The organism is Streptomyces sp. NPDC005281, from assembly GCF_040607495.1.
Lineage (GTDB): Bacteria > Actinomycetota > Actinomycetes > Streptomycetales > Streptomycetaceae > Streptomyces.
This window is the reverse complement of sequence record NZ_JBEXGX010000010.1, coordinates 243,564-268,141: the sequence shown is the minus strand read 5'-3', so window position 1 is coordinate 268,141 and position 24,578 is coordinate 243,564. Positions and strand designations below refer to the sequence as shown.

Annotated in this window: 19 protein-coding genes, 1 tRNA gene and 1 pseudogene; 8 read left to right on the top strand and 13 right to left on the bottom strand. The window is 68.8% G+C overall.

Annotated elements, in window-relative coordinates:
* Positions 1 to 391 precede the first annotated feature (391 nt).
* Positions 392 to 895 (top strand): hypothetical protein, encoded by a 504-nt coding sequence (locus tag ABZV42_RS16935; RefSeq protein ID WP_356052386.1) that lies wholly within the window; start codon positions 392 to 394, stop codon positions 893 to 895.
* A gap of 121 nt (positions 896 to 1,016) precedes the next feature.
* Positions 1,017 to 1,253, top strand: a complete 237-nt coding sequence (locus tag ABZV42_RS16930) for a VOC family protein (protein ID WP_075025976.1) — start codon at positions 1,017 to 1,019, stop codon at positions 1,251 to 1,253.
* A 157-nt stretch (positions 1,254 to 1,410) separates the two neighbouring features.
* Here the strand turns inward: ABZV42_RS16930 and ABZV42_RS16925 are convergent, their stop codons facing one another.
* Positions 1,411 to 3,012, bottom strand: a complete 1,602-nt coding sequence (locus ABZV42_RS16925; RefSeq protein ID WP_356052384.1) for a restriction endonuclease — start codon at positions 3,010 to 3,012, stop codon at positions 1,411 to 1,413.
* A 597-nt stretch (positions 3,013 to 3,609) separates the two neighbouring features.
* On the opposite strand from ABZV42_RS16925, the gene ABZV42_RS16920 reads away from it, so the two are divergent.
* Positions 3,610 to 4,158: a hypothetical protein gene (locus ABZV42_RS16920; protein WP_356052382.1), complete on the top strand. Its 549-nt coding sequence runs from the start codon at positions 3,610 to 3,612 to the stop codon at positions 4,156 to 4,158.
* 1,468 nt (positions 4,159 to 5,626) lie between these two features.
* Here ABZV42_RS16920 and ABZV42_RS16915 read toward each other — a convergent pair.
* From ABZV42_RS16915 to ABZV42_RS16905, 3 genes are all read right to left on the bottom strand, one after another.
* Complete coding sequence (locus ABZV42_RS16915) at positions 5,627 to 5,992, bottom strand: DUF2750 domain-containing protein (RefSeq protein ID WP_356052380.1); 366 nt, start codon at positions 5,990 to 5,992, stop codon at positions 5,627 to 5,629.
* Positions 5,993 to 6,212: 220 nt separating this feature from the next.
* Positions 6,213 to 6,830, bottom strand: a complete 618-nt coding sequence (locus ABZV42_RS16910) for a class I SAM-dependent methyltransferase (protein ID WP_356052377.1) — start codon at positions 6,828 to 6,830, stop codon at positions 6,213 to 6,215.
* A gap of 508 nt (positions 6,831 to 7,338) precedes the next feature.
* Positions 7,339 to 7,677 carry an NUDIX hydrolase gene (locus ABZV42_RS16905; RefSeq protein ID WP_356052375.1) on the bottom strand — a complete coding sequence of 113 codons (339 nt, stop codon included), beginning with the start codon at positions 7,675 to 7,677 and terminating at the stop codon, positions 7,339 to 7,341.
* A gap of 77 nt (positions 7,678 to 7,754) precedes the next feature.
* On the opposite strand from ABZV42_RS16905, the pseudogene ABZV42_RS16900 reads away from it, so the two are divergent.
* Positions 7,755 to 7,997, top strand: a pseudogene (locus ABZV42_RS16900) (tyrosine-type recombinase/integrase); the annotation flags it as partial.
* A 67-nt stretch (positions 7,998 to 8,064) separates the two neighbouring features.
* Here the strand turns inward: ABZV42_RS16900 and ABZV42_RS16895 are convergent.
* Positions 8,065 to 8,139: transfer RNA gene (locus tag ABZV42_RS16895), tRNA-Val, on the bottom strand.
* Positions 8,140 to 8,430: 291 nt separating this feature from the next.
* Here ABZV42_RS16895 and ABZV42_RS16890 point away from each other — a divergent pair.
* Together ABZV42_RS16890 and ABZV42_RS16885 are read left to right on the top strand one after the other, a co-directional pair.
* Positions 8,431 to 9,297, top strand: a complete 867-nt coding sequence (locus ABZV42_RS16890) for a DUF4097 family beta strand repeat-containing protein (RefSeq protein ID WP_356052373.1) — start codon at positions 8,431 to 8,433, stop codon at positions 9,295 to 9,297.
* A 474-nt stretch (positions 9,298 to 9,771) separates the two neighbouring features.
* Positions 9,772 to 11,133, top strand: a complete 1,362-nt coding sequence (locus tag ABZV42_RS16885) for a hypothetical protein (protein WP_356052372.1) — start codon at positions 9,772 to 9,774, stop codon at positions 11,131 to 11,133.
* Between the two features lie 109 nt (positions 11,134 to 11,242).
* Here the strand turns inward: ABZV42_RS16885 and ABZV42_RS16880 are convergent, their stop codons facing one another.
* The 3 genes from ABZV42_RS16880 to ABZV42_RS16870 form a co-directional block, all read right to left on the bottom strand.
* Positions 11,243 to 12,376 carry an amidase domain-containing protein gene (locus ABZV42_RS16880; RefSeq protein ID WP_356052370.1) on the bottom strand — a complete coding sequence of 378 codons (1,134 nt, stop codon included), beginning with the start codon at positions 12,374 to 12,376 and terminating at the stop codon, positions 11,243 to 11,245.
* Positions 12,377 to 12,547: 171 nt separating this feature from the next.
* Positions 12,548 to 13,756 (bottom strand): hypothetical protein, encoded by a 1,209-nt coding sequence (locus tag ABZV42_RS16875; RefSeq protein WP_355976729.1) that lies wholly within the window; start codon positions 13,754 to 13,756, stop codon positions 12,548 to 12,550.
* Positions 13,757 to 13,933: 177 nt separating this feature from the next.
* Complete coding sequence (locus ABZV42_RS16870; RefSeq protein WP_355976731.1) at positions 13,934 to 15,889, bottom strand: transglycosylase domain-containing protein; 1,956 nt, start codon at positions 15,887 to 15,889, stop codon at positions 13,934 to 13,936.
* A 435-nt stretch (positions 15,890 to 16,324) separates the two neighbouring features.
* Between ABZV42_RS16870 and ABZV42_RS16865 the strand changes: the two genes are divergently transcribed.
* Positions 16,325 to 16,552, top strand: a complete 228-nt coding sequence (locus tag ABZV42_RS16865) for a zinc ribbon domain-containing protein (protein WP_355976187.1) — start codon at positions 16,325 to 16,327, stop codon at positions 16,550 to 16,552.
* Positions 16,553 to 16,798: 246 nt separating this feature from the next.
* Here the strand turns inward: ABZV42_RS16865 and ABZV42_RS16860 are convergent, their stop codons facing one another.
* The 3 genes from ABZV42_RS16860 to ABZV42_RS16850 all read right to left on the bottom strand — a co-directional run bounded on the left by ABZV42_RS16860 (position 16,799) and on the right by ABZV42_RS16850 (position 21,380).
* Positions 16,799 to 17,626, bottom strand: a complete 828-nt coding sequence (locus ABZV42_RS16860) for an HAD family hydrolase (RefSeq protein WP_356052368.1) — start codon at positions 17,624 to 17,626, stop codon at positions 16,799 to 16,801.
* Complete coding sequence (locus tag ABZV42_RS16855) at positions 17,626 to 20,082, bottom strand: phosphoribosyltransferase (RefSeq protein ID WP_356052394.1); 2,457 nt, start codon at positions 20,080 to 20,082, stop codon at positions 17,626 to 17,628. The genes ABZV42_RS16860 and ABZV42_RS16855 overlap by 1 nt, the downstream gene beginning before the upstream one ends.
* A 128-nt stretch (positions 20,083 to 20,210) precedes the next feature.
* Positions 20,211 to 21,380: an HpcH/HpaI aldolase/citrate lyase family protein gene (locus tag ABZV42_RS16850; RefSeq protein WP_355976191.1), complete on the bottom strand. Its 1,170-nt coding sequence runs from the start codon at positions 21,378 to 21,380 to the stop codon at positions 20,211 to 20,213.
* A gap of 180 nt (positions 21,381 to 21,560) precedes the next feature.
* Between ABZV42_RS16850 and ABZV42_RS16845 the strand changes: the two genes are divergently transcribed.
* Entirely contained in the window at positions 21,561 to 22,457 is an 897-nt protein-coding gene (locus ABZV42_RS16845) for a TerD family protein (RefSeq protein ID WP_355976193.1), read from the top strand.
* Between the two features lie 13 nt (positions 22,458 to 22,470).
* Here the strand turns inward: ABZV42_RS16845 and ABZV42_RS16840 are convergent, their stop codons facing one another.
* Together ABZV42_RS16840 and ABZV42_RS16835 are read right to left on the bottom strand one after the other, a co-directional pair.
* Positions 22,471 to 23,208, bottom strand: a complete 738-nt coding sequence (locus ABZV42_RS16840; protein ID WP_355976195.1) for a Tellurium resistance — start codon at positions 23,206 to 23,208, stop codon at positions 22,471 to 22,473.
* A 94-nt stretch (positions 23,209 to 23,302) separates the two neighbouring features.
* On the bottom strand, positions 23,303 to 24,451 hold the full coding sequence (locus tag ABZV42_RS16835) for a DUF475 domain-containing protein (protein WP_356052366.1): 1,149 nt from the start codon (positions 24,449 to 24,451) through the stop codon (positions 23,303 to 23,305).
* Positions 24,452 to 24,578 lie beyond the last annotated feature (127 nt).

Sequence of the window (24,578 nt, the reverse complement as noted above, 5' to 3'; positions counted from 1 at the left end):
ATGGAAGCGTAGAGAACTCCCATTATCCCAGGTCAGCGGGCACCTCTTCTCATTTCCCTGTCCACAGCCCGGCCATTACGCGGTGGATCGAGGCTGAACCGTCCGGACGCCGTGGAGCGGACGGTCGAGGCGCTCACCAACGGCCGGAATAAGTCGACGCCCGAGCAGGCGTAGGAGCTGAACGAGGTGATCCGCACGTGCATCTGTGATCACTAAACCGCACAGGCAGCCCCTGTCAGCCTCTGGGCCGGCGGGGGCTTCGTCGTTTTCTACCGACCCGCTGCCAGCGGATGGAAGGGAACGGTCAATTCCACGACTGGGAACCGGACAAACAGCGGGAAGTTCGAACCGCGGGTCTTGTGTGGCGTCTGTGAACCTATGAGGGTGGTCGATGGTGCGACATGCATTCGACTTTTTCTTAGGGGGAAAAGTGAAGGCGCGCTTTATCGTCCCGCTTCTCGCGGCGGGGGCCCTGCTGGTGCCGGCTGCCGCGGCGTCGGCTGCTCCGAGCGGCAGCACGGGAAGGGCCGTCGCGAGGACTGCTGCCTTTCCCGTGTGGTGCACGTTCCAGGGTGAGAAACCGTTCCAGGTCACCCATGGCGGCCCGCTGTATGCCCAGGGCCATTACACGGGTTGCTCAACTCCTGCACCCGACCAGTGCCGGGTCCAGGTCGATCTTCAGGAGTACGTGCGCGACGGGTACTGGCGCGCGGTGAAGCACAAGGACAGCGGGTGGGCGAGGTGCAGTGGGCGCTACACCACTCCAGGGCTCACGTGCGTGCATGATGGAGAAAGGGAGACGTACAACACTCAGGTGACCTTGCAGGTCGAGTACCACGGACGTTTCAGCGAACCCGGAATCGCAGACACGCAAAACACCGTGATCGACTGCTGAAGTCCGTTCGCCCGTAACGGCCTGCCGGATTGATTCGGTAGGCCGTTTTCGGCTTCGGTCGCACAGATGAAAGTGAGACAGCAGCATGCACGTTCATTTTGAAGCAGTAGACCCAGAGAAAATGATCAGGTTCTGGGGCGGCATCCCGGGTTGGGGTGGGTACAGCGTTGGCGAAGCGGAATCTCCGGCTGTGCTACCGGTCGTCACCGTCCTTGTCGGAACGATCGCCGAACAGGTTCAGACGCTGATCGCCAAGGGAGCCTCTCTTGTGGAACCTCACGATTGCATGCACGCCCTGATGACGGATCCGGAAGGCAACAGGTTTATGGTGGTGCTCGACCCCGATCACGAAGCATGACGTTCTCCAGATATCGGTGACCTGCGCTTTCGCTGCTCAGGAGCGGTGGGCTCCGGCGCCTGGTGGTCGTCGTTGGTCGTCCTTGGCTGCTGTTGAGCAACCTCGGACGGCCCAGGGACGGCCCAGCTCCTCGGTCTGAGTGGGCGAGCCGCCGACCTCAGCGCGAGGGACGTCTCTTCGGGGGGACTGGGCCCGGGATCACATCCTTGCCGAGGTGTTCCTTGATCAGGTACTTGAGTTCCGGCCCTTCGATGAGCTGGAGCCGACCGTGTTGGCGGGCAAAGTCGTGGCTGGCCCTGCCGAACCACGATGTGGTGATCAGGACCCCCTTGGCAGCACGCTTGTGCTCGACCACTCCAGCGAGCGCCTGGACGGACTCAACTCCCACGAGCTTTCTGTAGCGCTTCGCCTGAATGATGCACTCTCCGTTGAAGACGGGGTCTTTGCTGACGGCTACCGCGTCAACGCCCTCGTCTTTGGACGCCTGGGTATTCCAGGCCTCCATGCCGATGGCCTCAAACAGTTGGCGAATCAGGTGCTCGAACTCAGTGGGCGTCAGCTTCACCAGCACGGGCCTGCTGTCCAGGCCTGCGACTACATCCATGCTGTCCATCAGCCGGTACTTCGACAGGTCGAACTCGACGATGGGACGAATCGGTTCGAGATCGTAGGGGTTGGGAGACACCAGGGCGTTGAGTCCCCTGAGGCACTGCGCTGGATCAACCTGGCTGAGACGGAGCTTCCCGAACTGCTCCCTGCTGGCGCTGAGCGTTATTAGACAGGGTGAGACCTCCTGGCCGGTGGCCCGGTCGATGGTTCTCACATGGCCGTTCAGGATCACGCCATTGACGATCCGGTCTGGATCGCTCATCAGGACCTCGTGGACTGTCCTCAGAGCCACTTGTGCCAGGACGGAGGCGTAGATCTCCTTGCGCTCCTTCTCCGGACGAGGCAGCACGATCGTCTCGTCTCGGTTCTTCACATACCGGTAGCCCCGCGCGGCAGGAACGATCGCCTCAGGCGGCAAGTGAATTTCAACGAGTACGTCACCGGTGGCAGGACGGAAGGCGATCCGATGCTCGTGCGGGAAGCCCAATGGATACTCCGACGCATCCAGAACAGCCCCTAGATGAGCCTCGACCGCCACAGGCTCCCCGGCCCTGTAGGCCTCGCGCTCTTCTCCCAACTTCCCGTTGAAGGTCGCCACCTCGTCAAGGGCTTGCGCTTCGGCCTGGCGGTGCTCGGCACGCTTCCGTTCCAGCGTTGCCAGCCGCTTCTCCTCGGCTCGCCTGTGGCGCTCTTGTGCCTCGCCGAACCGCACACGCGCCTCGGCAACTTCAGCTTCATAGCGCTTCCTGCCAAGACCAAAGACAGCAGTCAGACCGCCGGGCTCCGGTGGCGCGAACTCCTCCCAGCGAGGTGAAGGCTCCGGACGAGACCATGGACGCTCGTCCAACTTTGTTGGCGTGTGAATCCTCCGCCGGCGCTCGAAGGCCGTCGGCAGATCGCCCACCAACGCGTCACGGAGCAACTGCCCAAGCTGCTCGACCTCGTGCTCGACCCCGACCGTGCGCACCAGTGCCTGCTCAGTCTGCTGCTCCTGATACGCAGCCTTCCGCTCGCGCTCCTGCCGCTTGCTGGCCGTCTCAGCAGCCTTGCGTTCCCGCTCCGCTTGTCGTGCCCGTTGCTCCTGGGCACGTCGTAACGCCTGCTGCTGCCGCTGATAGTCGTTGCCTCGGCCGCTGCCCCGTTGCGCCACCTGGCTACCCCTCCCCTGGCCATACTCCGCCACAGGGCTGCATTCCCCTTCCGCCTCGCAGAATCACGCAGGGCAGAGACGTCACCTCTGCCAGATCGCGCATGCACCAGGGACTTGAGTCGTCTGCACCTCTACCGACGACAGCCAGCCACGATGGCGGGTCTGCCAGCCGACCAGGCGCACGTGTGCCTCGCTGCACCCCCACTCGCCTCAACCACGCGGTCCGGTGTCGTCGACCGGAAAAGCCAGGACGGCCGGTCCGTCAGCACACTGCCTGGGCCATCAGCTTGGGAAGCTCAGGTGCTCTGGAGGCAATGGCTGCTCTGACCTGCGACGGAACTCGACCGGACGTGTGAGAGGTTGCCGGCTTGGTCCCCGGTGTTCCCCGTGGTTCTCCGCGAGTTCTGGCACGCATCTGGCGCGTCCGTCTGGTGCCTGACCAGCCGCCGGCGGCCAGGTCGCGCGAGTCCCACTCGTGACGCACCTACGATGCGGGCCATGGGGACACCTGATTCCGCACCATTCATACGCGCCTGTTGGCTCTCATGGCTCGCAGTCGAGACCGTCGATCAGGCGGAGGTGGTGAAGGCCCTCGGCTTGACGGATGTACGGGAGACCTCCTGGGCCGACGGGACGGAACTCATCGACGAGGTCGCACACGACGAGGAGGAGCCGTTCTCCACAGTCGTCGTCACCCCATCCATACAGGGGTGGACCCTGGTCGTCGGGCCGTACTTCGGTCTGCCGTATGCGCAGCAGACCATGCACGTCACCGAACTGTGCAGAGAGCTGAGCGCGCACTTCGGCAAGGCCCAGCTCTTCTTCCACAGCGAGCAGAACGACGGGGAAGCATGGCTGATCGCCGAACGCGGACGGATCATCAGGCGTTGGATCAGTGAGTACCCGGAACTCGCCGCGGGCGAACCTTTCGGAGTTGAGCGACGACTCCTCGACGGCTACGGCATCGCGGGCAAGCCCGAGGATCTCGATCCCAAAGGCGACCTGGCCGGCGACTGGGCGGCGACCTGGGGGGATTGCTGGGCGACGACGGTCGCAGAGGAGTCCAGCATCGACCCCACCGCAGCCGCCGCCGAAACGGGCTCAATCAGCGGCATGCTGGTGGCAGCCGCGCCCCTCTTCGAATAGGGGCATCGCTGCGACGGAAACCACCCACCGTTTCGCACCCGGATCCGGAGAGCGTCTTCCCTGGAAGTTTTCATACAGGCCACGGCACGTGCTTGGCCTAGAACGAACCGCTTGGCCGTGAATAGACCGGACCCCGTAGACATAAAGTCGCGTGGCGCACTCTGAAGTGACCCTGTTCATCCACCCATCCGCCTCAGGAGCGGAATTCGGCCAATTCAATCAATCATATTGTCAACTGCGATCTCACGTTGATATATATACATTGATTCACCCCGAAAATGTCAATTTGGAGGCTGCAAGTGCGCAAGAGGATCACTGGATTTGCCCTCGCCTTGGCCCTGACTGCTGGCGGGGTCGTCCTGGGAGCGGGGACTGCACAGGCGGCTGGGGGCGGCTGCAGCAAGGGAACGACGACATCCCTGTCGTATCCCGTGGACCAACATGTCCGGCTGGAGATAGAGATCAGCGGAAGATATATATGCGCAACCACTGTCCACACAGCCGCCTACTCCGGCAACACCTTCGGCACAGGGGTTCGCATTACACAGGTAAGCAGTTGGGAAACGAAAGTCGACTATGGCCAGTATGCCTACTATGCGGGCCCGGTAGCTTTCACGGGGGGCGGTTGTTACAACATCATCTCCTCTGACTACCACGTGGAGTATCACTTCTCCTCGTGCCTTTAACGAGATCCTTCGCAGGGGGCCGTCGGTATACCGGCGGCCCGTTGGCGTTGTTGGCATCAGGGCGGTCGGTGCGCCCCGCTGTAACCCAGTCGAGGGCCCTGCCGCAGACTCGAGGACAGTGGGTCTACTGCTGACAGCCCGTCATGGCGAACGGTCAGCACTGTAGCGAACGGCAGTGAGCGACCCCCACCGGCCGCAACCACTTCGCGGCAGCAGCATCGCCCCCCGCCAGCCACGACCGGCGGGTTCGGCCGCCTCACGCGCCCGCATCCGGGACGGCAGGGGCACCGGCCAGTGTTGCGACGGCCAGCACCCGCCGACGCCCGTCCCCGGGAGACGCCACCCCTCCCGCTGCTGGCCCGTAGTGACCCGGATCGTCTGCAGCTCGCATCGTCGGCCACCGACCGAACCACCCAGGCCGAGACTGCCGCTGTCCCGTCATCCTGGACGCAGGAGCGCCCCCGCCGGAGGCATGTTGTGACCGGTGCACCTGCCGGGCCTGTCGGGTCGATTGGCCTTCTGCCCCTGGTGGTCGTTGTGCTCGTGGGCGCGCAGAGGCGGACGGCCGTGGCGCGGGCCGAAGGCAGGAGCGCAAGCGGCCGGGAGCCGGGAGCGCGCCCGGCGGAGCGCAGCGAAGCCGGGGGTCTTGATGATGTAGGGAAAGTTCTACCGCACTCGTGATCGATGCTCTTGTCCGGTCCCGGGTGATGCTTGACAGTTCGATCCCCCGGGCCAGCAGCTCCTCGTCCCGAGGCGTTGCGACAGCCGTCACGCGGCCGAAGCTATCGGTCGTATGGTGGCTCGCCGAGCGCGTGAAGGAGACGGTTGACTACTTCACTGACAGTGAAGTCCCATCCAGTTAGGCGCTGTCCGCTCCAGTTGATACCTAACCGGATGTCTTCCTCGGCGAGGTCTGACAAAGCTGCACTTCGCCAATGATCTAGCGGCATTGAAACAGCTCGAAATTGAGGACCCCACAGTTGGGCGGCGCGCTGAGCACGGGTTTCCGACGACCAATAGGGGAAAGTCGGGTGCCCAGAACTTGAGACCGGGATCGGACAGCCGTCGTCGTTTCGAACCCGCCAAACGGTGCGAGTCCGAGCGACCTCACGGAAGAAAGCCGCTGCCTGTGCCCCGCTTGTGCTCACCTGAATCCTCCCAGATCGCCCCTCTTGAGCATCACGTTTGAGCGCGGTACTGGACTGTCCGTGTGTGATGCCGGGCGACCGCGACCGCGACGGGGACGCCCGGCGACCCCGACCGTCGCCGTGACCGTGGGCTCGGCCAGTCAGCGCTCCGGGAGCACGCCCGGTGCCGTGGGCGGGCTCCCCGCGAGCCGATCCGGAAGGATGAGTCGCGGCGGCGCCGTCATGGAGATACGGCGATCCCCAGGGAGTCGGCACCCATGGCCTTCGGGGCACCCTTCTCGTAGAAGACGTCGAGTTCGGCGATGGTGAAGCCGGCGGAAGTGAGCAGGTCGACGATGGGCCTGGTGAGATGGCAGCCGTCGAAGATGCGCTGCTCCATCGGGTCGAGGCGGTGCTGCCAACGGCGTACCTGCTCGTCCGGGGCCAGGCCGTGCTCCACGAAGTGCAGGGTCCTTCCGGGCTTGAGGACGCGTCGAACCTCGCGCAGGGCGGCGTCCGCGTCGGGGATGGTGCAGAGCGTCCAGGTCGACAGGGCGGCATCGAAACTGTCGTCGGCGAAGGGCAGCGACTGGCCGTCCACCCCACAGCGCTCCACTGGGGTGGCGGTCGCGCCGAGACGCTTACCAGCCAGCTTCCAGCCCACATCCGAGGGATCGACGGCAGCCACCCGCGTGACGGCGGGCGGATAGAAGGGAACGTTGTGCCCAGAACCGAAGCCGATCTCCAGGACTTCGCCATCCAGGCCTTCGCACACCCGGCGTCGCAACTCCTTGGCCTCCCCCATGCTGCAAGCGACGTTGACGATGCGCGGAACGATTTGCTCGGCGTAGAAACCCATGGCAGACACCACCATTCAGGACAAGTCTGGCACCGCAGACAGGCGCTTGCGAATCCCGCAGATCCAGACCGCCCTCCCATGATCGACCTGTCCGCAGGGCATCCTGACATGAGCACGACAGAAACCCGGAATGACACGGACCGCACCTGCCCGACGCCGTCCGGTAACTCCCCACCCTGCGCTTCTCACAGCACAGAGTGACTCGGCACAGAGCTCACGGCGGGCGCCAGGCACCGCAACGTCGAGGCGATGGGGGTCCGGGACGGGCTCATCCGGGAAGTTCAGGTCTTCTTCGGTGGTCAGCGGACAGTTCATGGCGACGTATCACCCGACCATGATCCACCATCTAAGATCAATTAAAGACACCGCCTAGAGGCCCCACTGCCGCTACGCCGCCTGCTTGCCCGGCGCCTGGCCGTGCTCGAGGTAGACCAGAGTGCTCTCGGCGCGGGCCTCCACCGCTGCCAGGATCCGCCGGGCCGGTCGAGGGATCGTGCAATCTGCGATCTCACGCGGGGCAACGAACCTGACGGCTTTCAGCTCCTCCCGCCTGGAGATGAATCCCCTCCACGGTTTCCTGCGCGAGCTCGCCGCCGTCGAACAGGTACAACACCTTGTCGCCCTCGGCACCGTTCGGTGCCCAGTCGACGGCCAGGAGAGGGCCGAGCCCCGGCGTGATGCCTAGCTCCTCGTGCACCTCACGGCTGGCGGCTTGGAGCGGCGATTCACCGGTCTCGACGTACCCACCCGGGATGTCCCAGTAGTCCTTGTACGTGGGCTCCACCATGAGGACGCGGCCATCGGCATCAAAGAAGAGCGCACCCGCGGCCATACGCGGATGCGCCATCTTCGCTTCGTGCCCTCCTGCGCCTTCACTTACGCGGGCGACACCTACCACCTCATCCGCGCGGGCCTGGCAGGCGACGCTCCTTCACCCGGGTCGCCTCGAACGCGGGCCTGCGAGTCATCCGGCTGCACGACGCCCGGCACGGCTGCGCGACCCTGCTCACCGCGACCGGCGTGGCTCCCCGCGTCGTGATGGAGATCCTCGGGCACAGCCAGATCGCCGTCACGATGAACGTCTACGCCCACGTCGTCCAGGACACCCAGCGCGAGGCGGTCAGCCACATGGACCGGCTTCTCACACGGCGCCTACAGCGCGAGTAACCACCGCACTGATGTCAGATCGGGATGTCAAAGGCCCCCAGCCATGATCGGCTGGGGGCCTTTTTCCTGGTGGGCGCGGACGGTTTCGAACCGCCGACATCCGCCTTGTAAGGGCGGCGCTCTACCACTGAGCTACGCGCCCAGGACGAGTCGACAGCCTACATCGCCCGGGGGGATGCCCCGCAAACCCGTATCGGGCGAGTGGGTGGCAGACCCGCGAAGGGGCGGGGGCGGACGCCGGGGCCGCCCGGTTACGGAGCGGGGCGGGGGTTAGCCCTACCTCTCATTCGGGAGTGGTCCGGATCGTCCGGGGCTCCGTGGGTGCCTACCGTCGAAGAAGCTTCGCCGACCGGCTCGTCGAGATGCCGAGGGCCCAGGCGTCCGGGCTCGAAATGGCGAAGCTCTCGCAGACCGTCCCAGGGGGAGATCAGTCATGGCCCGCACCCGCACCCGCGGCACCGGCACCGGCACCGGCGTCAGCAAGGAGCTCGTCCTCGGCGCCGGCGGCGCGATCGGCACCAGCGAAACCCAGCGCACCCGCACCCGTTCCGCCGCCCTCGCCGCCCTCGTGCTCGCGCTAGTCGGAGGTGTCAGCGCGTGTGGGGCGTCGGCCGGGGACGACAAGGAGCCCGAGCAGCGCTCCTTCGGGCTGCACGGGCGGACCCTGACCGTCGACTCGGACGACTCGGCGCTCGATCTCGTGGTGTCGGATTCCGCGAAAGCCGGTGAGGTCCAGGTCACCCGGTGGTTCCAGGGGCACGTCACCCTCGGCGGGGATCCGAAGGTCACCTGGGCCATGCAGGACGGCGACCGGCTGGTGCTGCGGATGAAGTGCTCGGGTGTCGTCGCCGACTGCTCGGCCCGGCACCGGATCGTGGTGCCGCGCGGGGTGGCCGTCAAGGTCGAGGACGGGGACGGAGGGGTGAGCGCGAAGGGCTTCGCGGAGGCGCTGAGCATCCGTACGGCGGACGGGTCGGTGCGGGTCAGCGACTCCTCGGGAGCGCTGGACCTGCACAGCGGCGACGGCTCCATCCGTGCCGTCGGTGTGGATTCCCGCCGTGTGCGGGCCCGTACCGACGACGGCTCGGTACGGCTCGAACTCGGCACCGTGCCCGATCTGGTGGACTCCCGCAGTGGCGACGGCTCCGTCTCGATCGTGCTGCCCCGGGCCACGTACCGGGTGACGGCCGGGAGCGGTGACGGCTCGGTCCATGTGGGCGTGCCCCGCGACGGTTCCAGCTCCCACCGGGTCACCGTGCACACCGACGACGGAAAGATCACGGTACGGACAGCGAACTGACCGGCCCGTGTGTTCGTCTTCAACCGGTGGGAGAATGACAGCCGGGCAAGGCGGATGACAGCACGGGAGAGGGATGTGACGGCGACACCTTCGCGGCCGTATTCGCCGTTCGCGGGGCCCGCACGGCCTGCGCGCCTTGCGCGGCCTGCGCACCCGCTCGGTGACGCCCGGCCGGGCCTCCCGTCGACACGACCGGCGCCATCGGAGCGGCCGGCGCCGTCGGAGCGGCCCGCACAGCCCGACCGGCCCGCCCGATCCACCGCGCCCGCGCAGTCCGACCGTCCCGCACGATCCGCCGCGCCCGCACGATCCGCCGCGCCCGCACGATCCGCCCCGTACGCACAACCCGCCCCGCCCAAACAATCCGACCGGCCCGCACACTCCGACCGGCCGACCGGATCGGAGCCGCCGACAGGCTCGGCGCAGCCGATACGGCCGGCGCAGCCCGCCCGGTCCACTCTGCCGCCGCAGCCGATGCGGTCCGCGGCGGCCGCGAGGCCGGCACGGACCCCCCGTCCCCCCGTCGCCCGTGACGTGCTCACGCTCCTCGCGCTGCCTCTGCTGGCCGCTCTCGTGCTGCCCGCGGCCTTCGCGGGAGGCGGTACGCGGCGCTGGTTCGGTGGGCGGTCCGAGGGGCAGCGGGCCGAGGCTCAGGCGGCCAAGGACGCGGCGGCGGCGGCGTTCTACGAACTCGACACCGCCCAGCGCGACCTGCGGATCTCGATCGAGACCATCACGGCCGTGGACGACTCCCCGGCCGCGCGGCGCGTGGTCTCGGACTTCGCGGCGCTGGGGCTGCGGATCGACGAGGCGAGCCAGAAGTACATCACCGCCGTCGACGCCCACGATCTGGACCGGGACGAGCTGGAGGCGTCGGTCGCCGCGCGGGCCCGCACCGAACTCGTCGCCGCGAAGGACGAACTGGGCCGGGTGAAGGCCGATCTGGACCGGTTCGAGCAGAGCCTCGGGCCGCTGCTCGGCAAAGCCGAGACCCAGCTCGCCCGGCTGGCCCCGGCCGTCGAGCGGGCCCGGCAGGCACTGCTGGCCGCCTCGAACGCCCTCGATTCCGTACGGCGGTCCGGGCTGAGGGCCGACGATCTGGCCGCCCGGCTCGCGGCTCTCGCGCCGGAGCTGACCAAGCTCAACCAGGGTGCCGGGCAGCACGGCCTGCCGGAGACGCTGGAGCGTGCCGAACGGGTCTCGCGGGAGGCCGGGGCGGTGCGCTCGGAGGCGGAGCGGCTGCCGGAGCGGGCCGCCGAGATCGACCACAGGCTCGTTTCGCTGCGGACCCGGGCGCAGTCCCTGACGACCCGCTCGGGGCAGGTGGAGCCGGTGCTGAGCGAGTTGCGGCGGCGCTTCTCGGCGGCGTGCTGGCAGGACCTCCAGCATGTTCCCGACCAGGCCGCGGAGAACGTACGGCAGGCCGAGGCGAAGCTGAGGGAGGCGGGGGCCGCGCGGGAGGCGCAGCGCTGGCCGGACGCGGCCTCGCTCCTGGCGACGGTGCGCGCGCTGCTGAACACCACCGACGAGGCGGTGTCCGCGGCCGGTGACCGGCTGCGGCGGCTGAACGCCGTGCAGAAGGACGCGCAGCAGGAGATCGACCGCACCCGGTTCGCGATCCGGGACGCGCAGCGGCTGGCCATGGCGGGCCGTACGACGCCCGACCCGCGGCAGGCCCGCCCGCTCGACGACTCCGTCGCCCGGCTCGACCGGGCCGTGGCCACGCTGGAGGGCCGGCACCCCGACTACTGGCATTTCCTGACCGAGACGGAGGCCGTGCGGCAGACGGTGGCCCGCGTGGTCACGCAGATCCGCGAGGAGCGCGGCGGCGTCTGAGCCGAGGAGCCCTGGGGACCCCGCGCGAGGGCTCCGAGGACGCTTTGAGCGTCCTCGGAGCCCTCGCGCGAGGCTCGTCCCTCGGCACAGGGCGCCGGTCGGGCTGTGATCAGGTGCGGTACGCGTAGTACGCCGTGTTCGGGTACGCGGCGAGGAGGCTCGACACCGAGCGGCGGTAGGTGTCGGTGTCGTGGTAGGTCACGTACGGGACGCCACTGGCGCTCCGGTACGACGTGATCATGGAGTGGTCCTTGGACCCGTCCTTGTCGAAGTCCATCTGCATCACGTCACCGACGTCCATCTGGTAGATGTTCGCCAGAGGCGTGGAGCGCCCCGCGGTCTGGGTGAACCAGGACCATTCGTTGACGCCGACCCAGGTGTCGGTCTGGGTGGACGGGGTGTAGTTCCAGGTGCCGTAGTCCTCGTCGGAGCTCGCGACCGTGGCCCAGCCGCCCGCCTTCAGGGACTGGCTGAGGTAGTTGGTGCAGTCGCCGCCGACGGAGTTGAAGCTGCGGTAGGCGGGGTTGTAGTTCTTCCAGTACGTCTCGGCGTACGTGGCCATGGCCGCGTAGTCGTACGGGCCGCCGGTGAGCTTCTTGGGGCTGGCGGGCGCGGGGTACGTGGTCGCTGCCCGGGGGGCGTCGACAGCGGCCATCGGGGTCGCGCGGAGCGTCGTCGTGACGGGCTGGTTGACCTGCCGGGGGCCCTTGTCCGTCGAGCGCTCGCCCGTCAGCTTCCAGGTGCCGTCCGGCAGGGCGGCGAAGGTCAGGACGTGGTGGGCGCGGAAGCCGGTGGTGGGGGGCTCGTCCCCGCGGATCTTCCGGTAGGTGAGGGTAGTGGTCTCGGTGACCCAGGCGGTGGCCAGCCGGCCCGTGACCCGGGTGCGGTTCACGGCGACCTCGGTGTCGGAGGCGCTGTAGGCCTCACCGAGGGCCGCGAGGCGGGACCGGGTGCCGTGCAGCGAGGTGAGGGCGCCGCTCTCGGTACGGGCGAGGCCGCCGGTCACCCGTATGCCCGCGGTGGTCGCCTTGAGGGCCGTACGGGCCGTCGGGGCCCGGTCGAGCAGGGCGGCCGTGCGGTCGGTGAACACGGCGTCGGCCGCGCGGCCGAAGGCCTCGGCCGTCGACGCGGTCACCCGGGGGGCGGGGGACGCCGCGTGGGCGGCGGACAGGGGCAGCAGGAGGGCGGAGAGGGTGATCGCCCCCACGACGGAGCAGCTGCGGCTCAGGTTCTTCGGTGTCACTGGCGATTCTCCTTGATCCCCGGTCGGACTCCAGGGAGGGGAATCTTTACATGTCCCACTCAACTGTGGGGAATCCGGGGGGAGTTCGCGTCGACCGCAACCGAGTCCTTTATGTCGGAGGTAAGTTGATCTCAATGCGTTGCCACAGGGCCACCGGCCCGGCGGCAGGCCCTACTTCACCACGGTCGACCAGTCGGGTGACTGGGCGGGGTCGAGGCCGCGCAGGCGCTCCAAGGTCTCGGGCTTCTGCACGTCGAGCCAGTTGGTCAGCTCTTGGAAGGACACACAGCGAACGCCCTTCTTCGTGCACACGTCCTTGATGACCTGATCGATGGCCTTCATGTAGATGCCGCCGTTCCAGTCCTCGAAGTGATTGCCGATGAACAGCGGTGCCCGGCTGCCGTAGTAGACGCGGTTGAAACCGGCCATGTACGAGCCGACCGTCTGCTGCTCCCACTGCGGGTACTGGGCCGGGTCTCCCTCGGTCTCACCGTCGGACTGGTTGAAGAGGAAGTTGAAGTCCATGGACAGGCCTTGGTACTTGCCGTTCTCGTAGGGGAGCATCTGGAGCGGGAAGTCCCACACGCCCTCCTTCTTCCTGGGCCAGATCTGGAAGTCGCCGGCGGAGCTGGCGTCGTAGCGCCAGTTGTACTTCTTGGCCGTGGCCTTCATGGCCAGGAGCAGGTTCTTCTGCCCTTCGAGACAGGGCGCGCGTCCGCCGCTGATGGCACGGGCCGGGTCGAAGGGGAGCGCCGCCAGGTCGGTGTAGCCGGTGTTGGTCTTCCACTTCTCCACGAAGGAGAAGAACTGGTTGATCTCGCTCTCCCACTCCGTGACGCTCCAGTCCCCGCCGCCCTTGTCGCCGCAGAAGTGGCCGTTGAAGTGGGTGCCGATCTCGTTGCCCTGCTTCCACGCCTTGCCGAGCTCCTCCAGCGTGGTGCGGATGTGCTCGTCGGTGGCGTAGCTGATGGCCGCGGAGCCCGGCTCGTGCATGGGGGGTTCGTAGAGCGTCTTCTTGTCCTTGGGCAGCAGATAGATGCCGGTCAGGAAGAACGTCATGTGGGCGTTGTACTGCTGGGCCAGCTCCCGGTAGTGGGAGAAGAGCTGGTCGTCGCCCTGGAGGGCGCCGTCCCAGGAGAAGACGACGAACTGGGGCGGCTTCTCACCGGGCTTGAGCGGTACGGCCTTCAACTCGCCCTTCTGCGGGCCCGTGTAGGACGTGGAGCCGTCGCCCAGCACATGGGTCTTGCCGTCCCACGCCGGTTCCTTCTTCACCTTCGCGGCGGCGTGCGCACGCGCGGACGCGGCCGGCGCCGTGTGGTCGGTGTTGAGGGCCAGGTAGGTGGCGGCCGTGGACGTGACGACCAGGAAGGCCGTCATGGCCGCGAAACCCTGGCGTGCGGAGGCGGCCGCGGTGACGGGCTCGGACTCACGGCGTCGGCGCCGGCTGTGCTTCGAGTTCATACGGGGCACATTCTGCGAGAGGGACGGAAGGAGCTTGGCGCGGCCACCGGATGGCCGTCGGCGGGGGCCGAGCCGGACGGTCGGCCGACGGGGTCAGCGGAGCGGGCTCATGGCGCCGGACCAGATGCCGTACGGCACGTCGGCGACGGGTGCGCCGGCGATCCCCTTGAGCGGCAGCGGTTCCAGGCTCTTGGTCAGGTCGATGCGGTACAGGACCACCGCCGTCGACACGGAGTCGTTCGAGCCCACGTACCAGGCCGCCTTGTCGTCCAGCGTCGCGCCCCGCTTGGCGGCCACCTTCGCCGTCAGGGGGGCTGCGCCCGGGTGGCCCGTGCGGAAGGAGTCCGAGAGCGCGTCGGTGACCTGGCGGGCCACCTCCGCCCGCATCGCGCGATGGGGCGCGGGCATGTCCAGGCGGACGCTGGAGCCGTTGCGGGTGATGCGGTGGACCGAGTACGGCTCGTAGTGCGTTCCGTCGGCGGCGAAGGTGGCGTAGGCGCTGGCCATGCGGATCGCGCTGGGAGTGGCGGCGCCGAGGGACATGCCCGGCACCTGCGGTCCGATGCTGGAGGAGAGCAGGCCGGACGCCTCGGCGGTCTCCCGCACCTTGTCCAGGCCGGCGTCCATGCCGAGCTGCATGAACGGGGTGTTCACGTTCGAGGCGAGGGCCGAACGCAGCGTGATCTGGCCGTAGTTCTTGTTGCCCTCGTTGTGTGCGGCGACCTTCTTGCCGCCGCGGTCCCAGTAGGGGCCCTCGGGTGTGCTGACCGGGACGCCGTCGTCGCCGTTGTAGAGGGTCTCGGGGGTGACCGGTGTGGCCGCGCCCTCACGGGTCTTGTGGACGCCGTTCTCCAGGCCGGCCGCGTAGACGAAGGGCAGGAAGGCCGAACCGGCCGGGACGGTGGTCGCGTTGGACTCGTTGTAGCCCTGCTCGCGGTGGTCGGGGCCGCCGTAGACGGCGAGGATCCGGCCGTCGTCGGCGATGGAGGCGGCGCCGTAGTGGGCCGCCTTCGCGTTGCCCGGGTCGTCCTTCTTCGTCGTCCTGCGGGCCTTGGTCACGGCGTCGGTGAGCGCGGTCTCGCGCTTGCGGTCGAACGTCGTGTAGATCTGGTAGCCGCCGAGGTCGAAGTCACGGTCGGAGATGTGCCCGGCCTTCTTGGCGTACTGGGTGGCGAGTTCGACCAGGTAGTCGCTCTGCTTACCGGTGTCGTAGCTCCCGCCCTGCTTGATCGGCTCGGGGAACCTCGTGTACTTGGCCCGCTCGGTGGCCGAGAGCTTGCCCGTCTTGACCATGCGGTCCAGGATCCAGGACCAGCGTTCCACGGCGCGCTTGTGGTTGGCCTTGCTCAGGGTGGGGTCGTAGAGGCCCGCGCCCTTGAGGAGCGAGGCGAGGAACGCGCCCTCGCTGGCGTCGAGGTGGCTCACGTCCTTGCCGTAGTAGGCCTGCGAGGCCCGCTGGAGGCCGTAGGTGCCGCGTCCGAACCAGCTGGTGTTGAGATAGCCCTCGAGGATCTTGTCCTTGCTCATCCTGTTGTCGAGCTTGAGGGCGATCATGGCCTCGGTGAACTTGCGGGACACCGAACGGTTCTGGTTCAGATAGACGTTCTTCACGTACTGCTGGGTGATGGTGGAGCCGCCCTGGGTGTCGCCCTGGCCGACCGTCTTCACCAGCGCGCGGGCCAGGCCCTTGGCGGAGATGCCGGGGTCGCTGTAGAAGCTCTCGTTCTCCGCCGCGAGGACGGCCGAACGCACGTCCACGGGTATGTCCTTCAGCGGCATGGCCTGGCGCCTGACCCAGCCGGTACGGGCCATCGGGGTGCCGTCCGACCAGAAGTAGACGTTGTCCTGCTGTGTGGCGTACGTGTTGAGATTCTGGGGTATGTCTGTCGCCGCGTAGGCGATGACGAGCAGCGAGCCGCTCAGACCCATGGACAGCGCGACGGCGCCGAGCCACTGCCGCCAGGAGGGGACCCAGCGCCGCAGTCCGGTCCGCCCGGGGCGCGGGTACGCGGGTTTGAGGCGACGGGCGATCGGCCCGAGCCGGGACAGCTTGGTGGGCTGCGAGGGCTTGCGACGGCTGCCGCGACCGCGCTGCGGCCCGGATGTGTCAGCCACGGCGCGCTCCTGCGCCCGGACGGCCCAAGGACAGGGGATTCGGGGCATCGGTACGATGCGACGTCCTGGTCACGACTGCGTCTCCCTCCGCACTTCGGAATTGCGCGCGCGGGTAGTTGCAGCGGCCGCTTTCGCGGCTGCGAGCCCCCCTCCCCGACCTTGCGGCTCGTCGCGGCCCTATTAAATTATCAGCGACCTATGCCATCGCTTCGATCAGCAACGAGACAAAAAAGCTCAGAGGTCAACGGGCGCCCCTCGACGGCCCACTTGGACCACCCGTCTCCCGCACCCCGGGAGCCCCGGACCGCCACGCCGGGCGAAGGCGCCCGAGCCCTCCGGACGGCGGCCCGTTCCGGCTAATCTGTGCGCATGCCTCGCTACGAGTACCGCTGCCGGACCTGCGGTGACACCTTCGAACTGAGCCGTCCGATGGCCGAATCGGCCGCTCCCGCGGCCTGCCCCGCCGGGCACGACGACACCGTCAAACTGCTGTCGGCGGTCGCCGTCGCCAGGGGTGGTCAGGCGTCCGCGCCTGCACCGGCGCCGCGTTCGAACGGCGGCGGGGGCGGGTGCTGCGGCGGCGGCTGCTGCGGCTGATCGCGGGGATTTCTTACCAACTCTTCAGCCTCGTCCGAATCGGACCCGGCGTGTCGCGACAGAACGGCCCCGGTCACCCCCAACAGGGGTGTACCGGGGCGAAGTTGCGTAGGTCCGCCCGAACAACCCGAACCGGGCGCACTGTGGGCGAGGTCACACGCCCGGGCACGCGCGCCGGGGCAGACGGAACCGGGTTCCGTCGCCCGAGCACCACGCCTGGGGAACGGAACCGGGCTCCGGGGTCCGTCAGACCTGTCCCTGGCCGGCGCCGGCGCTCAGGAACTCGCGCAGGATCCGCTCCCCCGCCGCCACACCCCGCTCCGGGAGCACGGTGATCGCCGGTGCCGTCCAGTCGGCCTCGGCGAGTTCACCGTGGCCCGGACGCCAGCCGCGGTCGGCGGCGAGCAGCAGGTCGGCGTCGAGCAGCGAGTCCCCGGCGGCCAGCGTGAGGACGGCTCCGGTGCGGCGCGCGACCTCGCGCACGGCCGCGCTCTTGGTGAGCGGCTTCGGCACGGCGTAGATCTTGCGGCCCTGCAACGAGACGGTCCAGCCGCGGTTCTCCGCCCACACGGCCAGGTCCTTCACCCATTCCAGGGGGAGGAGTTCCCGCTCGACCACCAGATAGGCGAACAGGTCATCGGCGACCCGGTGTTTGCGCACCCAGAGCGGGTCCGCAGTCGTCGCCAGGTGCTCGCGCACCTCGTCGAGCGGCGCGCACTCGGAGGCGAGCCGCTCCTTCACGGCCGTGTGCCAGTCGAGGTCGCAGACGCCGTCGACGAGCAGCTGCCCGCCGTTGGCGCAGATCGCGTACTCGGGGGCCGGACCGGGCAGGTTGATGCGCTGGTACTGCTTGCGGGTGCGGGTCGTGGTGGGCACGAAGTGAGCGATGTCACCGAGTTCGGTGAGCAGCGCGGCGGCCGTCTCCGTCATGTAGGAGAGCGGTTTGCTCTCGTGCACCTCGACGCAGAGCAGCCGGGGCGCGCGGGCGTCCGGCATGGTGAGCGCGAGGGCGGCGGCGGAGTAGATGAGCGTGCGGTCGAGGTCGCTGGCGACGAGCACCTTGGGCGCGGACATCAGAGGGTCACCGCCTTGCCGTCGGCACCGGTCGCGCCGCGTGTGTACTTCGGGTGGATCAACCCCACGCAGGTGTACGGGAGTTCGTCGACCTCCTCGACGGGTACCCCGCGCTGTCCGGCGAGCAGCCGGACGTGGTCGAGGTCGGCGCCCGCTCCGGCGCGCGCGAGGATCTTCCAGGGGACCCGGCGCAGCAGCACCCGGGTGGTCTCGCCGACGCCCGGCTTGACGAGGTTCACGTCGTGGATCCCGTACTCCTCGCTGATCCGCTCGACCGCGGCCCAGCCCTCCCAGGTGGGGTTGCGGTCGGCGGCGAGGAGTTCCTTCGCCCGGTCGCGGGCCGATTCGGCGACCTCGGGGAAGTGGGCGGCGACGGCCTCCAGGAATTCGGCGGAGACGTCGGAGCCGGCGAGCTCGCGGTAGAACTTCGCGCCGTGGAAGTCGTGTTCACCGACCAGGTCGGAGCGCAGGACCGTACGCGAGATCAGCCCGGAGACGGTCGAGTTGAGGCAGGCGGAGGGGATGAGGAAGTCCTCGCGGGTGCCGTACGTGCACACGCACGAGCCCGGGTCCGCGAGCACGGCTATCTCCGGGTCGAAGCCGGTGACGCCCTCGGCCTCCTCGAACTCCTCGATGGCGTCGGCGAGTTCGCGGGTGATGGCGCCCTTGCCCGTCCAGCCGTCGACGAAGACGACGTCGGCCGGGTCGTGGTGGGCGGCGAGCCAGCGCAGCGCGTTGGCGTCGATGCCGCGGCCGCGGACGATGGAGACGGCGTAGTGCGGCAGGTCCAGGCCGTGCTGGTGCTGCGCCCAGCGGCGCATGAGAACGCCGACGGGGGTGCCGGCGCGGGCCAGGGACACCAGGACGGGCCGCGGGGAGCGGTCGGCGAGCACGAGTTCGGTCACCGCGCCGACGGCCTCGGCGATCCGGGCGGCGGAGGCGCCGAGGGCGGCGCGGAAGAGCTCCTGGTACTCGGGGCTCGGCTGGTACTCGACGGGCAGCGACTCGGCGTAGTGGGCGCCGCCGCTCTGGATCGCCTCCTCGCGCTCCTCGGTCGGCGCCTCCAGCGTCACGTCCGACAGGTCCCGCAGCAGCCACCCGACCTCGTCGGGGGCGTACGAGGAGAAGGCGGGGCCGCGGAGGGGCTCGGGCAGCATGGAGGGCCTTTCGGTGGACGGCCGCAGGGGCGCGTACGAGGGCACGACGGCGAGCAGGACGTGCGGGGTGTGCGCCGCCAACTGTGCCAACAGGCCGCCGGGAGCGTGCAGTTCGGGGGTGTCGGCGGTGGAGTCCACGACCGCCACGACGGCGTCGAAGGCGGCACCGGCGACGTTGTAGGCGTAGCGCTCGCCGGGGCCGTCGTCCGGGTTGTCGTGGGCGGGGAAGGCGATGCGGCTGCGGATGGCGTAGCCGGGGTCGTCGAGGGCGAGCACCGGGGAGCGGGTCGTGGTGGAGAACCGCACTTCGGCGGGGACCATCCGCTCCAGCTCGCGGGCCAGTCGCAGCGGCGCGTACATCAGCTCCTCGAAGCCGAGGACCAGGACGCGCTCCGCGCCCTCGGGCAGGGCGCCGGCGATCCGTGCCGCCATGGCGGGCAGGGCCGCCTCCAGGCGTATTCGGTGTCCGGGCGTGAACCCGTGCCGTCCGCCGTCGGGGAGGCCGTGCGGCCAGCCCAGGCCGACGCGGACGGCCGGGTCCGCGCTCTGGCGGGCGGAGGTGGCGGGTGCCGCCTGTTCGTGCCGGGCGACCAGGGCCGTCCCCTTCGCCAGGACGTCCTCGGGGAGGCTCACCGTGCCCGACGCCGCGGCGACCAGGTCCACGCGGGCGCCGATGTCCCGGGTGAACTTCTCGAAGCGCGTGTGGTCGGCCCGCGACCGCATGTCGACCAGGGCCACGACGACGTACCGCTCGCGCGGGTAGCGCCGGTGCAGGTCGCGGATCGTGTTGAGGACGGTGTTGCCGGTGGAGAACTCGTCGTCGACGAGGACCAGCGGGCCGGAGCCCGCGAGCAGGCCGGGGTCCTCGGGGAGGAGGAGGTGCGAGGTGGCGTGCGAGTGGGACTCCTCGAAGCCGCCCGCCGGCCGGACCCCGGGGACCGGGCGCCGGGTGGAGTGGAGGTACGGCGCCACACCCATCCCGTCGGCGACCGAGTGGCCGAGCCCGGTCGCCGTCTCGGCGTAACCGAGGACGACGGCCGCGCGGGCGTCCTCGGGGCCCAGCAGCTCGAGCACCCGACGCCCGAGCTCGACGCCGTACCCGTGGACCACGGCCGGCGACTGCGGCACGTGCTTGCCGAGGACGTTCGAGACGAGCAGGTGGGCGCGCTTGGGGTTGCGCCGCAGCGCGAGCCCCAGCAGGCCGCTCAGCCCCTCGTCGCCGAGGAGCTCGACACCCAGCCGCTCGGCGACCCAGGTCCCGGTCCACACGGTGGCGTCCGTGGCGCCCGCGCCGTCCATGGCGTCCTCGGGGCCGGCGCTGTCCACGCCGTCCGGGCCGCTTGCGCCGCCGGGGTGGTTCGGGTCCTGCGCTGGGGTGTTCATCTGTTCCTTGCTGTCGGGGGTGCGCTTCGCTCGGCCGGGCCGGCTCACGCCGGCAGTCCGGCGGTGAGCAGCTCGACGAAGCCGATGTCCTCGTGGGCGACCCCGAAGACCTCGGCGCGCAGCAGGGTGCGCTCGGCCCAGGCGCGGTGCGGCTTCACCTCGTTCATTTTGTTCGTGTACGCCGACCTCAGTACACCCCCGCCGCCGCGCTCCGGCCTGAGGATGTCCTGGGCGTCGCTGTATTCCTCGTGGCTGACCACGGACAGCGCGTGGACGGGCGTCACGTGCGAGGGGTGGATGCAGGTCTTGCCCATGAGGCCGTTGGCCTGGTCGAGGGCGATCTCGCGCAGCAGCCCGTCCATGGCGTGCTCGAGCAGCCTCTCGCGCAGTTCCTCCGCCTCTCCCTCCAGGAAGGGGCTGCGGCGCAGCTGCGGCTTGAACATGCGTTCCTGGACGCGGAAGTACTCCCAGACGGGCCCGGTGACGGTGAAGCCGGAGCCGTCGGCCCGCCCCAGCATGTTCACGACGTCGGCGATCACGGAGGCGACCACCTGGACGTCGTAGGCGGTCATGTCGGGGGCGCGGCGCAGCCCGTAGGAGGAGCAGAAGTCGGTCACGCCGAGGCGCAGCGCGAGCACCCGGTCGCGGTACTTGTCGACGGCGCGGGAGATGCCCTCCAGGGTCTCCACCCGCGACTCGCGGTAGAGCAGTTCGGGCGACTCCAGGACGGGCATGGCGAAGAGCCGCCTGCCGCTCTCCGCCTCGGCGGTGGTGAGGGCCTCCAGGAAGGGGGTGCCCCGTTCCTCGGTGAACTTCGGCATGACGAATCCGGACAGCAGCCGGACGGCGGGGCCAAGGCGCCGTACGAGGTCGGGGATCTGCTCGGGGAAGCGAACCCGTACGAACAGCAGGGGCGGTTCACCGGCGTCCTGACGGTCGGCGAGCTCGTTGAACTGGCGGACCAGGTTCTCCTCGGCGCCCACGACCTCGGCGTCTTCGATGGAGTCCTCCAGGCACAGCACCATCGAGACCACACCGCGTGTGGTCTGCTTGACGATGTCGTCGGCCAGGGTCGGCCGGGTCGCCGGGCTGTACAGCGTCGCCCCGAGGGCTGCGGCGAGGACCCTGGCCGGAGAGTCGGACGTGAAGACGCCGGGCTCCCGGTGGAAGAGGCGCTGCCGCTCCTCCGGGGTGACGTGACCGAAATGACGCATGGGACTCCCCCGCGGCGGCTAGGTGGCCGAATGTGATGTGGCCGGTAATAGTACGTACGGATCCATGTCAGAGATTCCCACCGGGCGTGAAGTTCAGGTAACTCCGCCATGTCCATCATCAGCCGGTTCCGGAACGACCCCACATTGTCGTGACCAGGACCGACAGGGCAGTATGACCGCATGACGCACGCGATGCTGAAAGGGTCGAACGTCCCGCTGGACGCCGCAGCGGTTCGCGCCGTCCTGCGCTGGACGCCCGGTCAGGACGTCCCCGATGTCGATGCCTCCGCGCTGCTCCTCGGCCCCGACGGTCGTGTGCGATCCGACGAGGACTTCGTCTTCTACAACCAGCCCCGCCATCCGTCGGGCAAGGTGTGGCGGCTCGGCAAGAAGCGCGGCGCCGAGGGCCTCACCGACACGATCCAGACAGATCTGACGGGTGTCGAGCCCGGCGTCGGACAGATTCTCCTGGTCGCATCGGCCGACGACGTCACCTTCGACCGCGTACAGGATCTGCGCATTCTGCTGTACGACGCGGGCGTCGCGGACGGTGAACCTCTGGCGTACTTCGACATCAAGCCGGAGACCGGCGCGGAGACCGCGCTGATCTGCGGCGAGCTGTACCGGCGCGGCGACGGCTGGAAGTTCCGGGCGCTCGGCGAGGGCTACTCCAACGGTCTGGTGGGGCTCGCGACCGACTTCGGGATCTCCGTGGACGAGTCCGAGGCCGCGGCCTCGGCAGCGCCGGAGACGGCCGCCTGGGCCTCGCCCGCCACGGCCCCCGAGACGTCGCTGCCGCTGCCGCCGGAGCATTCGGCCCCGGTCGCCCAGCAGCCCGCCCCCGTCCCGCAGCAGCCCGCCTACGGCTACCCGGGGCCCGCCGCGGCCGCGACCGGCCCCGCGTACGGCTACCCGCAGCCGGTGGCCCGGCAGACGGATCCTTCCGCCTACGGCTACCCGCAGCCGCAGAGCGCGCCGGCCACGCAGCCCGCGTACGGCTTCCCGCAGGCGGTGGGCCCGGCGCCTGACCCGGATTTCCGGCTGCCGCCGCAGGGACCGCAGTTCATCGGCCGCTGAGCCCGGCCGGCCGCTAACGGTCGGCCTTCGACTTGTATCCGCGGCCCCACTGGAGCCCCCAGCCGTAGAGCCGGTCGAGTTCGGCCTGGAAGCCGTACACGAACCTGACCTCGCGGCGCACGGTCACCTCGCCCTTGTTGCACTCGATCATGACGACGGCACAGGAACGGGCCTGCGGATGGCGTTCCTCCAGGCCGATCTCGATGCGCGGGCCGTTGCTCGGATAGAGCGTGATGACGGCGTGCGTACGGTCGAACGCCGGGGTCTGGTCGTAGATGTAGACGAAGACCAGCAGGCGTTTGATGTCGTCGCGGTGGTCGAGGTTGACGTAGGCCGTCTCGCCGGATCCTGAGCCGAATCGGTCGTCGCCGCTGAGCTTGACGAACGGCGGGGCGTTGAGTTCGCCGAAGAAGCTGCCGAGGGGCTGGACGACGCCCTTGGTGCCGTCCGTCAGCTCGTACATGACGCCGAGGTCGAGGTCGACGTTGACCATGCTCTGGGTGTGCGCCTGGACCACTTCCGGCTTGAAGGTACGGAACGGGTGGCGCAGCAGGCTCTCGCGCTGCGGCCCGCCGATGTCGGAGGTGCGCATCCGCCAGGACAGGTTGATGCGGAGGTTGCCGCTGGCCGCACCCTGTTTGGTGAGCGAGACCGTGTGGTTGCGCTTGGTCATTTCGATGGAGTTGGACGCCGCGCTGCCGGAGTCGAAATCCGCCGAGCGGCCGCGCCAAAGGTCCTGCCAGATGCCCATTCGGCCCCCACGTCCGTCGGTATGCGGCGGGGCGGCCGCGAGGACTCGTCCTCGACGGCCGCCCCGCTCAGAGCGTTCCTCAGCCAGGGGGGTGTCACACCCCGGACGAGACCTCAGCCTTCTCGTCCGAGGTCAGGCCTTTTCCCTCGGCGTCGGCGAGCGCCTTGTTGCGGCGCACGGAGGACCAGAAGGACAGGCCGATCAGGACGACGCCGACGAGTCCGGTGATGACCTCGTTGATCTGGTACTGGATGGTGACCATGAGGATCACGGCCAGGGCGCCGATCGCGTAGTGGGCGCCGTGCTCCAGGTAGACGTAGTCGTCGAGGGTGCCCTGGCGGACCAGGTAGACGGTGAGCGAACGGACGTACATGGCGCCGATGCCCAGGCCGAGCGCCATCAGCACGATGTCGTTGGTGATGGCGAAGGCGCCGATGACACCGTCGAAGGAGAAGGACGCGTCCAGGACCTCGAGGTAGAGGAACATGAAGAACGCGGCCTGGCCGGCGAGGACGACGGCGGGCTTCTTCTTGCCGGTGCGCTCGGCCTCCTCCTCCGCCTCGTGCTCCCGCTCCTCATCGTCCTCGAGCCTGTCCTCGAAGTAGCCGGAGAGTCCGCCGACGATCATGTACGTGATCAGACCGGCGATGCCGGACACCAGCACCGTCTGCGCCTTGTCGACATGGCCGCCGCCGTGCTGGTGGGCGTGGACGGCGAAGGTCATGGAGGTGATCAGCAGGACGATCAGGGCGACGCAGACGGACAGCATGTCGACCTTGCCGAGCTTGGCCAGCGGCCGCTCGATCCAGCGCAGCCACTGGATGTCCCGGTCCTCGAAGATGAAGTCGAGGAAGATCATGAGCAGGAACATGCCACCGAAGGCGGCGATCGACGGGTGAGCGTCGGTGACCAGCTGCTGGTACTTGTCCTTGTCGTTCAGCGCGAGATCGACCGCGTCGATCGGGCCGATCTTGGCGCTGATGGCGACGATCACGACAGGGAAGACCAGACGCATGCCGAAGACGGCGATCAGCACGCCGACCGTGAGGAAGATCTTCTGCCAGAAGACACTCATCTTCTTCAGGATTCCGGCGTTGACCACCGCGTTGTCGAAGGACAGCGAGATCTCCAGGACGGCCAGGATCGCCACGATCCCGAAGGCGGTCCACCCCCCGTAGACGGCCGCCGCGGCCAGACCGAGCGCGGTGATCGCGAACGACCAGCCGAAGGTTTTCAGAAGCACTGGCTACCCAATCATCGTGTGGTGGGGGCACCCCCAAGCGGTGGCCCGGGGGTGCGCAACCCCCGCGCCGTACTCGGCTTTACCTACTGTTGACCACGAAGTCTAAGGGGCCGCCTTCGGCTGATAC

What these genes read in the sequence shown, in the direction of transcription:
- ABZV42_RS16935 (WP_356052386.1), top strand. Translation starts at nt 392, where the DNA reads ATGGTGCGACATGCATTCGACTTTTTCTTAGGGGGAAAAGTGAAGGCG.
- ABZV42_RS16930 (WP_075025976.1), top strand. Translation starts at nt 1,017, where the DNA reads ATGATCAGGTTCTGGGGCGGCATCCCGGGTTGGGGTGGGTACAGCGTT.
- ABZV42_RS16910 (WP_356052377.1), bottom strand. Translation starts at nt 6,830, where the DNA reads ATGGGTTTCTACGCCGAGCAAATCGTTCCGCGCATCGTCAACGTCGCT.
- ABZV42_RS16905 (WP_356052375.1), bottom strand. Translation starts at nt 7,677, where the DNA reads ATGGCGCATCCGCGTATGGCCGCGGGTGCGCTCTTCTTTGATGCCGAT.
- ABZV42_RS16890 (WP_356052373.1), top strand. Translation starts at nt 8,431, where the DNA reads ATGGCCCGCACCCGCACCCGCGGCACCGGCACCGGCACCGGCGTCAGC.
- ABZV42_RS16885 (WP_356052372.1), top strand. Translation starts at nt 9,772, where the DNA reads ATGCGGTCCGCGGCGGCCGCGAGGCCGGCACGGACCCCCCGTCCCCCC.
- ABZV42_RS16875 (WP_355976729.1), bottom strand. Translation starts at nt 13,756, where the DNA reads ATGACGGCCTTCCTGGTCGTCACGTCCACGGCCGCCACCTACCTGGCC.
- ABZV42_RS16865 (WP_355976187.1), top strand. Translation starts at nt 16,325, where the DNA reads ATGCCTCGCTACGAGTACCGCTGCCGGACCTGCGGTGACACCTTCGAA.
- ABZV42_RS16860 (WP_356052368.1), bottom strand. Translation starts at nt 17,626, where the DNA reads ATGTCCGCGCCCAAGGTGCTCGTCGCCAGCGACCTCGACCGCACGCTC.
- ABZV42_RS16855 (WP_356052394.1), bottom strand. Translation starts at nt 20,082, where the DNA reads ATGGACGGCGCGGGCGCCACGGACGCCACCGTGTGGACCGGGACCTGG.
- ABZV42_RS16850 (WP_355976191.1), bottom strand. Translation starts at nt 21,380, where the DNA reads ATGCGTCATTTCGGTCACGTCACCCCGGAGGAGCGGCAGCGCCTCTTC.
- ABZV42_RS16845 (WP_355976193.1), top strand. Translation starts at nt 21,561, where the DNA reads ATGACGCACGCGATGCTGAAAGGGTCGAACGTCCCGCTGGACGCCGCA.
- ABZV42_RS16840 (WP_355976195.1), bottom strand. Translation starts at nt 23,208, where the DNA reads ATGGGCATCTGGCAGGACCTTTGGCGCGGCCGCTCGGCGGATTTCGAC.